The following is a 9,716-nucleotide window of genomic DNA, read 5'->3' as shown; positions in this document are numbered from 1 at the left end:
TATTGAGTTTTTCCAGTTTTTGAGTGGATGTCTTGTGTTAATAAAAAAACATCGCAATAGGCGATGTTTTTTTATTTAAAGAAAAGTATTATTTTACGAGATGTTTATTTCGATCAGTCTTGGTTAAGTGTTTTTTTCTAAGTCTGATATTTTTGGGAGTTACTTCTAAATATTCATCATCTTTCATTATACCAAAGCCTCTTTCGATTGTGATTTCTACTGGTGGAGTTAAATTAATAGCTTCATCAGCACCTGAGGATCGCATGTTTGTTAATTGTTTACCTTTGATAGGGTTTACTTCCATGTCATTACCCTTGGCGACATTACCAATAACCATGCCTTCGTAAACATCAGTATTTGCTCCAATATATAAAGTCCCACGATTTTGAAGATTAAACAAAGAGAATCCCAAAGCTTTTCCTGTGGCCATGGAGATCATAGAGCCAGTATCAGCTTTTTCAATTGCACCAGTATGTTTTTTGAAACCAATCATTCTACTACAGAAAATACCTTCGCCTCTAGTATCAACAATGAAGTCAGTTCGATAACCGAGTAATCCTCTGACCGGGATTTCAAAAATCAATCTAGTTCGTCCATTTTTAGAAGTCATATTGGCTAGCAAACCTTTTCTCTTTGACATTTTTTCAATAATAGAGCCAGACATTTCGTCAGGAACATCGATAGTTACTTCTTCGAATGGTTCTTGTTTCTCGCCATAAACCTCTTTGATAATTACCATCGGTTGGGAAACTTGCAATTCGTAGTTTTCTCTGCGCATGTTTTCTAAAAGTATAGCAATGTGCAATTCGCCACGTCCAAGAACTTTATAAAAAGTCGTTTCAGAAAAATCAATTTTCAAACCAACGTTTACCTCTAATTCTTTTTCCAGTCTTTCTTTTAATTTACTGTTGGTGACATGTTTGCCTTCCTGTCCAGCAACTGGTGAATCATTTACAAAAAAGTTAAGTGAAATAGTTGGCTCATCAATTTTTATGTCTGGTAGTGCTTCTTGCTTTTCATCTTCACAGATTGTTTCTCCAATAAATATATCTGGTAATCCAGCGATCATAACGATTTCTCCAGCTGTAGCTTCTGAAACTTCTTTTCTTTCAATCCCGTGAAAAGTAAATAGTTTTGATATTTTACCGGTTCTGTTTTTACCGCTAGGATTTAAGATTGTGACTGTTTGGCTTTTTGAAATTTTACCTTCATAAATTCTACCAACGGCTAATCTGCCAAGGAAATTATCATAAGCCAAATTAAAAGGTTGAAGAAGTAATTGTTGTGTTTCTTTTTCAGGAGAAGATGCTGGGTTAACATATTCTAAAATAACATCTAAGATTGGCATTAAGTCTTTACCTTTTTCAGTCATTTTATTCATAGCCACACCCTGTTTGGCATTGGCATAGATAGTAGGAAAATTTAATTGTTCATCATTAGCATCTAAATTAAGAAAAAGTTCATAAACCATTTCTTCAACTTCTTCCACTCGAGCTGCCGGTTTATCTATCTTATTAATAACAACAATTGGTTTTAAACCAAGTTCTAGTGATTTTTTCAAAACAAACCTTGTTTGAGGCATTGGTCCTTCTTGTGCGTCAACTACTAGCAATACAGAATCGATTGAACGCAAAACTCGTTCAACTTCTGAACCAAAATCAGCATGACCAGGAGTGTCCACGATGTTGATTTTTGTGTCTTTATAGAGAACGGAAGTGTTTTTAGAATAAATAGTAATTCCTCTTTCCTGTTCCAACTTATCACTGTCCATGCTTTGTCCTTCTTCACAAGTTCCTGTTTGCTTCATTAAGGCATCAGTTAAAGTTGTTTTACCATGATCCACGTGAGCAATAATTGCAATATTTCTGATTTCCATATTTGATTGAGTTTCTTAAAATGAATTTAAATAATTTGCTTAATAGTACAGTTTTTTTATAGCAAAGTCAAAGATTATCTTCGTTTATTCCTTTTTTTATTTCTTTTGGCAGTTGTTTTGCTGTTACGACCATAATCTTTTGTACTATTTCGTGATGGTTTATTTTTTCGTCCCCATTGAGGATTTGAAGGGCGCCTTTTTCGACCTTGGTATCGTTTTTGTGGTCGGTCACTAACCCCGGTTAGTTCTTCAGAGCCCTTAATAATTATGATATTCTTTTTTATTAATCTTTCAATTTTATTAAGCTTGAATTTTTCATTTGGTTCTATGAATGCAAGTGCTTTACCGCTTTTACCTGCTCTTCCGGTTCTTCCAATACGATGAACATAATCTTCAGCGTTGTTTGGTAAATCGAAATTAACAACAAGTGAGATGTCGTCTACATCAAGACCTCGAGCAGCAACATCAGTTGCAACAAGAATCTTGAATTTTCCGGATTTAAATCCTTCTAATGCTTTTCTTCGTTGATCTAATGATCTATTAGAATGCATCTCAACTGCATTAAATCCAGCGTTTCTTAAAACTAAGGCAATCTTTTTTGCTTTATGTTTAGTTCTAGTGAAAACAAGAACACTGCCAGAGGTTTCTTTAATAACCTCTTTTAACAATGGTTGTTTATTTTCCGATTTTACAATGTAGGCTTCTTGCTTAACATTCTTAGCACTTGTCCCAGAAGGTGACACTTCGATCCGTACAGGGTTATTCATGTACTGGACTGAAAGATCGGAAATTTCCATTGGAATTGTCGCAGAAAATAACATTGTTTGTCTTTTGGTAGGAATTGATTTTAGAATTTCCCTAATTTGTGGCATAAATCCAATATCTAGCATTCTGTCAGCTTCATCCAGGACAACTAAATTAATATCAGATAGATTACAGTTTTTTCTCTGGATATGGTCAATTAATCTGCCCGGAGTAGCAATAATAATTTGAGGTTTTTTTCTTAAAGCAATTTTTTGAGGATAGGAAGAAACACCACCTATTAAAAGCGCTGTTTTGATACCAAAAGACTTTCCTAAATCTGACAAAACTTCGTCAACTTGTATAGCAAGTTCTCTGGTTGGTAGCATAATTACACATTTGCAATTGCCTTTTCTAATTTTTTGTATCGCAGGTAAGCCAAAAGCTAAGGTTTTTCCTGTCCCTGTTTGTGCAACTCCGACAATATCTTTGCCTTCAAGACCGAGAGAAATACATTTTTCTTGAATAGGAGTTGGATTAGTTAATTTTTTGGCGTCTAAGATTTGTAATAAATCAATAGAAACACCAACATCACCAAAGGTGATTGGTTCACTTTGTGTCATATTATTTTACTTACTGTAACCCGATGTCCAAGTAGGTCACAGATATGTGAGTGTTACCGAATATAGCGCTTGTTATAATTCTTAAATTCTAGTATCTTGAACAAAATCTTTTTTCACTATATCTACAGATATGCTTCAAAAATTTTTTGCCCAATATACTCAAAATTTTAAAATTATTCCTAAACGTCTATCCGCCAACACTCTCATATGACACAAAAGTGGTTCGAGTTATTACCCACTATTTAAGAATGAGTAATTGTTTATAAGACATTAAGTATACTATGAATATGAAAGACTGTCAAGGGGAGTTTTTACTATGTCTAGGTTCATGTAACATTGACTAAAATTACAATATCATTATAATATGACCATATGGCCAATCTATTACAAGTAAGTAGTGTCTCAAAGGCATATAGTCGGCAAGTTCTCTTGAATGAGGCCAGTTTTAGTGTTGGAGAAAGAAAGAAAATAGCAGTAATTGGTAGAAATGGTGCTGGGAAATCAACTTTATTTAATATTATAACGGGTCATGAGCAAGCGGATTCTGGGGAAGTTATTATTGGAAGTCAAACACAGCTTGGTTATTTAAAACAAGAAGATGATTTTCAGGAAGACGACACTGTTTTGTCTTATTTGATGCGTGAAAGTGACAGAGAAGAATGGGAATGCGCCAAGATTGCAGCTCAGTTTGAATTGAAGAATGAGAAGCTAGATGCTTTGATCACCAGTTTGTCCGGTGGATATCAAATGAGAGTCAAACTTTCTGCAATGTTATTAAAGGAACCAAATCTAATTTTACTTGACGAGCCAACGAATTATTTGGATCTTAGTACAATGCTTTTGCTGGAAAAGTTCTTGATCGATTATAGAGGTTCTTATTTGATAATTTCTCACGATCGTAAATTTATCAGAAATACTTGTCAGGAAATATTGGAAATTGAAAGAGGTAAAACTATTCACTTTCCTAATACGTTAGAGAATTATTTTGAACATAAAAAGAAAAAACTTGAAACTGAAGAGAATTTTAATAAAAAACAAGAGAAAAAGAAGCAACATTTGCAAAAATTTGTTGATCGATTTGGAGCTAAGGCTTCCAAGGCTTCTCAGGCAAAATCAAAAGCTAAACAAATTGCTAAAATGGAAACGATTGATATTGAAAAATCACTTTCCAATGTAAGAATTAAAATTCAAAACACAAAACAACAAAAAGGCTTTGCTTGGCGATTGTTGGACTTGGTAATTGGCTATGGTGATAAAAAAGTTGTTGAAGATATTGAGATAGATATTGAAAAAGGATCACATGTCGCGATCTTGGGAGATAATGGACAAGGTAAGAGTACTTTTCTAAAAACTTTGGCTGAAGAAATTAATCCAATTAGTGGGACATATAAAAAAGCAGAAAATATCAAGGTGGCTTATTATGCGCAGCATTTAACCATAGGACTTAAAAATGAGGAAACGGTCCAACAATATTTAAGACAATCAGCTGACTATAATTGTCCGGAAGAAGACATTTTTAAAATGGCTAGTAATTTTCTTTTCAGAGATGATGACTTGAAAAAGCCAATCTCAGTTTTGTCAGGTGGTGAAAAGGCGAGGTTGTGCATTGCTGGTATTTTGTTGAACAATTGTGACGTTTTACTTTTAGATGAGCCAACAAGTCATTTGGACTTTGAGACGGCGGAAGTCTTGGCGCGATCATTGGCTGAGGCGAATGTTACAATTTTATTTGTTAGTCATGATCGTACTTTTATTAATATTTTAGCCACTAGAATTTTGGAAGTGAAAGATGGTACAATTAAACATTTTTATGGAGACTTTGAAGATTATGTAGAACATTTAGAAAATAAATCACTTAATAGCGAAGAAAAAAAATCTTCGACAACAGAAACAACGAAGGACAAGGAACAGCGAAAATATTTACTTGAAGAAAAGAAAAGGATAAAGCGAGAATTAAGTAAGTTAGAAAAACAGTTAGCTAGCCTAAAAAAAGAACAGGAATTAATAACTCAAAAAATTCTTGAAGATCCCAAAAGTTTTGATCCGGGTTTAACCAAAAGATCAAAAGAAATTGAGACTCAAATAAAAAAAGCCGAGGAGGATTGGATGGTAGAGAGTGATAAGGTTCAGGGTTGACAAAATCTCGAAATATATTATAATACAATTGATATGAATAACCATTGTACAAATTCAAAAACATATTGGCACCACGAGATTATTAGTAGTTGGCTCGTAGGTTTTTGATTATATAATGATAAATTATTAAATTAACACAATCACCTTCGAGCTGAAGGTGATTTTTTAAACTATAAAACTTATGAAAGACATAAAATTAATCTTATTTGACGTTGATCTGACTCTAATATATGGAGAGAAGGCGAATTTATTATACAAAGAATATTCTAAAATCTTGGAAAACACATTAGCAAAATGTTTGCAGGTGTCTCAATCAGAAGGAAAACAAATTGCGGATCAGCATCGAGAAATGTATAATGGGCAGGGAGAAAAAGCATTCCTAACCCAAGGAATTGGAATAGATAAGTGGTATGATGCATTAATTGATCTGGCGCCTGAAAAATACTTAGAACCATTACCAAAAACAATGGAGGTTTTACAGGCACTTAAGGAAAAAGGGTTACTTGTCGGAGTAATTACGGACGGCCCAAGAAAATTAGCGGAGAAGATTCTATTTGCAACCAAGATAAATAGCGATTTGTTTGATTTATTTTATGCTTGGGAGAAAAATGAGGCTATGCCCAAAGGGGGCTTGAGTGATATTTACAAAAAAGTTTGTTCGGACTTCAAATTGGAGCCACATGAAGTAATGATGGTTGGAGATTCTCTCGGCTCTGATGTTTTACCAGCAATTGCTACCGGGCTGAGAGCTGTACATATTACTGACATGGAAAACAATCATAATAATAAGTATATTACATTAAAAAATATAGAAGAATTATCAAAAATTATATGATCAAACAACTAGAAAATGATTCAAAACCATTATTAATAATTGACACTGATCCAGGTCATGATGATGCTATGGCGATTATGTTAATTGAGAAATCAAAATTGTTTGATATTAAAGCATTAACAACTGTCGCTGGTAATACTGATATTCAGAAGACGACAAACAATGCGCGTTACATTCTCGATTTACTAGAATCGGATGTCCCAATTTATTCTGGTGCTGAAAAACCATTAAAACGAGAATTAATAAAGGCACAGGTGCATGGTGAGAGTGGTCTTGCTGGGGCGAATGTTATTAAAGAGGAAAAGTTGAATAATTTGGCTGTAGACAAAATAATTGAAATTGTTAAAGCCAATCCGGGGCAAGTCTCTATCTTAACCATTGGTCCAGAAACAAATCTGGCGCAGGCAATTCTTCGTGAACCACAATTGCCAGAGTTGATAAAGCAGATCGTGATAATGGGTGGAGCAATTGAAGTTCCTGGTAATAAAAATAGGGTTGCAGAATTTAATGTTTTTGTTGATCCAGATGCTGCCAAAATAGTTTTTGATTGTAGTACTCCAAAAGTTCTTCTTCCTTTAGATATTTGTAATGAAGTATTTATGACTCTGTCGGATTTTGAAAGACTTGAAGGAATAAAATTGTATGAGCCAATCATGTCAATGATGAAGCATTTCATAAAAGGAATTGCTGAATTCGAAAAGAATACAAAGGGCGCATTGGTTTATGACGCACTGGCTGCCTACTATTTGATAAAACCAGAAGCTTTTAAACTACAACTCATGGATGTGCGCGTTGAAACCAAGGGTGAAGTAACTTTGGGTATGACCGCGGCAGATCGAAGGAGCTGGGGTGAACAAAAGCCCAATATTAAGGTTGCGACTTTTCTTGACCGCCAGGAATTTATCGATGATTTTGTGAGGATCTTAAAGCAGTAAATATTACAATAAAAAGATAGGTGGTTTATGAAGCGGGTAGCCCGCCTTCACTAAAGTTTTGGCAAGGCAAGCGGGAATATTCTTTTAGTGCTATTGTTCGTTCGATTCCCGTACACATTCCAAGGATCAAAAAAGCATTACCATAAGGCAATGCTTTTTTGATTGGAGCGGGTAGCGGGAATCGAACCCGCATCATCTGCTTGGAAGGCAGAGATAATAGCCATTATACGATACCCGCGGAATTAATTACCAATAATCAATAGACAAATCCTAATCAAATTCAAATTTTCAAATTACTAAATTTGATATTAGCATTTTATATTTGTTTGATAATTGTTATTTAGAGTTTGGTACTTTCAGAGAAAAGTAATTTAAATATTAAATTACTTTTCTCTGGTGGGTCCTCTGGGAATCGAACCCAGGACGCCCAGCTTAAAAGGCTGGCGCTCTAACCGACTGAGCTAAGGACCCTAATAAAAATAATACCAAATAAATAATATCTAATTCACAATACTTATTAAGAAGTGGTCGGGGCGGAGGGACTCGAACCCTCGACCTCATGCTCCCAAAGCACGCACGCTAGCCAACTGCGCCACGCCCCGACGAAAATGAGTTATAGAAATAATGGTTTACCATGTAGTCATGCGAAGCATGTACTACGTGGTGCCGAGGGGCGGATTTGAACCGCCGACACGAGGATTTTCAGTCCACTGCTCTACCCCTGAGCTACCTCGGCAAAAGTATATTAAAAAGAATGGTTCACCATGTAGTCATGCACAGCATGTACTACATGGTGGGCGCGGGAGGAATTGAACCTCCGACCTCTACATTATCAGTGTAGCGCTCTAACCAACTGAGCTACGCGCCCTGAAGTACATGCTTCGCATGACTTCAGGGCGAGCCCCTTGTCTACGAAGATGTAAGCCTCATGGCAAATCACAACTATTCGTTATGGTTTACCATTAAGTTTTGACCAACAGTCAAATACTTCATGGTGGGTGGCAGAGGATTCGAACCTCTGACCCCTTCGGTGTAAACGAAGTGCTCTAACCAACTGAGCTAGCCACCCATAAAAATGATATATGTTCAATTATAGAACTAAATTATCGTTAAATCGTGTCATTATTGTAGCAAATAAAAATGATTTAATCAAGTCCTTTATAAACAAAAATATAATATATCATTTTACACGAAAAAACAAGTTCAAATGCCCATTACTAAGGAGCTTCATAAAACATTAGCAGAAGAAATATTACACATAAGCACATCTTTACAAGATGTTTTTTGTTAAATAAATCAATGTAGACTTATTCTCCAGCTTGACTGATTTTAGAAAATAGGTATAATATAACATCAATAGTTCATTCACACTATAATACTAACCATATACGGAGGTTATTAACAATGAAACAAACCCTATTGATTCTGGTTGCCGGCTCAAGCGGTTCAGGAAAATCAACAGTTGTACGAGAAATGATGGCGCAGTTGGGTGAGGACATTTGCACACTTGTTCCTCTTGATATGTTTTATCTAAACCAGTCATCAATCCCGGTGGCCAAACGTGTTGAAATCAATTTTGATCATCCGGACGCAATTGATTGGGAAGAGCTTTATTATGTTGTTCGGAATTTACAAGAAGGCAACAAGACAAAATTGCCATTCTATGATTTCGTCACTCACACCAGAATACCTGGAAAGGCTACACCTGTTTCACCAAAGAAAATTATTATTGTAGAAGGGATCATGGTTCTCTGGGGTAAAAAGTTTCGAGAGATGGCTGACTATTCTATTTTTGTAGATGCGCCAATGGATACATGTTTAAGCCGTCGCCTGAGAAGGGATACTGCTCCTGAAACTGAAGGAGGGAGAGGTCGAACACATGATTCGGTAATTGAACAATGGGAAGTTGTACGCGATATGTATCTTGCTCATTTTGAGCCAACGAAAATGCATGCTCATTTAATCATCCCACGTGGCGGAAAAAATGATGGCGGTATTACTCTACTAGTTGCAGCAATCCGACAGCTTTTGTCAGAACGAGAAGAATAAATAATTCTACTAAAAAGGCCCACAGTTTTAAACTGGGGCCTTTAGCTTTCATATAAAAAAGATTCAACGTAAGTTGAATCTTTTTTAATAAGTGTTTTTATTGTTCTGACAAAGCTGAGTTATGACCACCCTTGCAGAATTTACCTTTTTTGTGTTTGAATTTCATCAAACCTAGCTCTTCGGCTAAAGCTTTGGCAGCTTCCATGTCACCACTAGCCTTTAGTTCATGAAGTCTAGCCATTGAATTAAAGTGATCTTCAGTGATGGTAGCCTTGAAGGTCTCCAGATTTTCCTGCATTCTGGTAGCCTTTTCTTGCATTAAAGCTTCCCAGCCAGCATAGTCTTTATTTTCGAAAATAGTTTTCATTTCTTGCCTGTTTTCTTTCATCTCAGGAGACATTTGCTTGTTACCTCTAGACTTTAATTCACCAGCTGAAGCAAAAGCTGAAACACCAACAGTAGTTATCATCAAGGCAAGAACTGCAATTGCAATGTAGTATTTTTTGTTCATAGATTGATTA

Annotated in this window: 7 protein-coding genes and 6 tRNA genes; 4 read left to right on the top strand and 9 right to left on the bottom strand. The window is 35.5% G+C overall.

Annotated elements, in window-relative coordinates:
- Positions 1 to 88 precede the first annotated feature (88 nt).
- Both typA and HN643_01600 read right to left on the bottom strand, forming a co-directional pair.
- Positions 89 to 1,876: a translational GTPase TypA gene (typA, locus tag HN643_01605; protein ID MBT7500345.1), complete on the bottom strand. Its 1,788-nt coding sequence runs from the start codon at positions 1,874 to 1,876 to the stop codon at positions 89 to 91.
- A 74-nt stretch (positions 1,877 to 1,950) separates the two neighbouring features.
- Complete coding sequence (locus HN643_01600; GenBank protein ID MBT7500344.1) at positions 1,951 to 3,240, bottom strand: DEAD/DEAH box helicase; 1,290 nt, start codon at positions 3,238 to 3,240, stop codon at positions 1,951 to 1,953.
- 372 nt (positions 3,241 to 3,612) lie between these two features.
- On the opposite strand from HN643_01600, the gene HN643_01595 reads away from it, so the two are divergent.
- The 3 genes from HN643_01595 to rihA all read left to right on the top strand — a co-directional run bounded on the left by HN643_01595 (position 3,613) and on the right by rihA (position 7,146).
- Positions 3,613 to 5,376, top strand: a complete 1,764-nt coding sequence (locus tag HN643_01595) for an ATP-binding cassette domain-containing protein (protein MBT7500343.1) — start codon at positions 3,613 to 3,615, stop codon at positions 5,374 to 5,376.
- Positions 5,377 to 5,557: 181 nt separating this feature from the next.
- Positions 5,558 to 6,211 carry an HAD family hydrolase gene (locus tag HN643_01590; protein MBT7500342.1) on the top strand — a complete coding sequence of 218 codons (654 nt, stop codon included), beginning with the start codon at positions 5,558 to 5,560 and terminating at the stop codon, positions 6,209 to 6,211.
- Positions 6,208 to 7,146: a pyrimidine-specific ribonucleoside hydrolase RihA gene (gene rihA, locus HN643_01585; GenBank protein MBT7500341.1), complete on the top strand. Its 939-nt coding sequence runs from the start codon at positions 6,208 to 6,210 to the stop codon at positions 7,144 to 7,146. The genes HN643_01590 and rihA overlap by 4 nt, the downstream gene beginning before the upstream one ends.
- Positions 7,147 to 7,309: 163 nt before the next feature.
- On the opposite strand, the gene HN643_01580 is transcribed toward rihA, so the two are convergent.
- From HN643_01580 to HN643_01555, 6 genes are all read right to left on the bottom strand, one after another.
- A tRNA-Gly gene (locus HN643_01580) sits at positions 7,310 to 7,384 on the bottom strand.
- A 156-nt stretch (positions 7,385 to 7,540) separates the two neighbouring features.
- Positions 7,541 to 7,617: transfer RNA gene (locus tag HN643_01575), tRNA-Lys, on the bottom strand.
- 54 nt (positions 7,618 to 7,671) lie between these two features.
- A tRNA-Pro gene (locus tag HN643_01570) sits at positions 7,672 to 7,748 on the bottom strand.
- Positions 7,749 to 7,807: 59 nt separating this feature from the next.
- Positions 7,808 to 7,882: transfer RNA gene (locus tag HN643_01565), tRNA-Phe, on the bottom strand.
- 55 nt (positions 7,883 to 7,937) lie between these two features.
- Positions 7,938 to 8,014: transfer RNA gene (locus HN643_01560), tRNA-Ile, on the bottom strand.
- A gap of 124 nt (positions 8,015 to 8,138) precedes the next feature.
- Positions 8,139 to 8,215, bottom strand: a tRNA-Val gene (locus tag HN643_01555).
- A 335-nt stretch (positions 8,216 to 8,550) separates the two neighbouring features.
- Between HN643_01555 and udk the strand changes: the two genes are divergently transcribed.
- Complete coding sequence (udk, locus tag HN643_01550; GenBank protein ID MBT7500340.1) at positions 8,551 to 9,195, top strand: uridine kinase; 645 nt, start codon at positions 8,551 to 8,553, stop codon at positions 9,193 to 9,195.
- A 97-nt stretch (positions 9,196 to 9,292) separates the two neighbouring features.
- On the opposite strand, the gene HN643_01545 is transcribed toward udk, so the two are convergent.
- Positions 9,293 to 9,706 (bottom strand): hypothetical protein, encoded by a 414-nt coding sequence (locus HN643_01545; protein ID MBT7500339.1) that lies wholly within the window; start codon positions 9,704 to 9,706, stop codon positions 9,293 to 9,295.
- Positions 9,707 to 9,716: the final 10 nt, after the last annotated feature.

The sequence above is a fragment of the Candidatus Falkowbacteria bacterium genome, assembly GCA_018674305.1.
Classification (GTDB): domain Bacteria; phylum Patescibacteriota; class Patescibacteriia; order UBA11705; family JABHMO01; genus JABMRF01.
The sequence above is the reverse complement of the archived record's forward strand: the minus strand, read 5'-3'. Positions and strand labels throughout refer to the sequence as shown.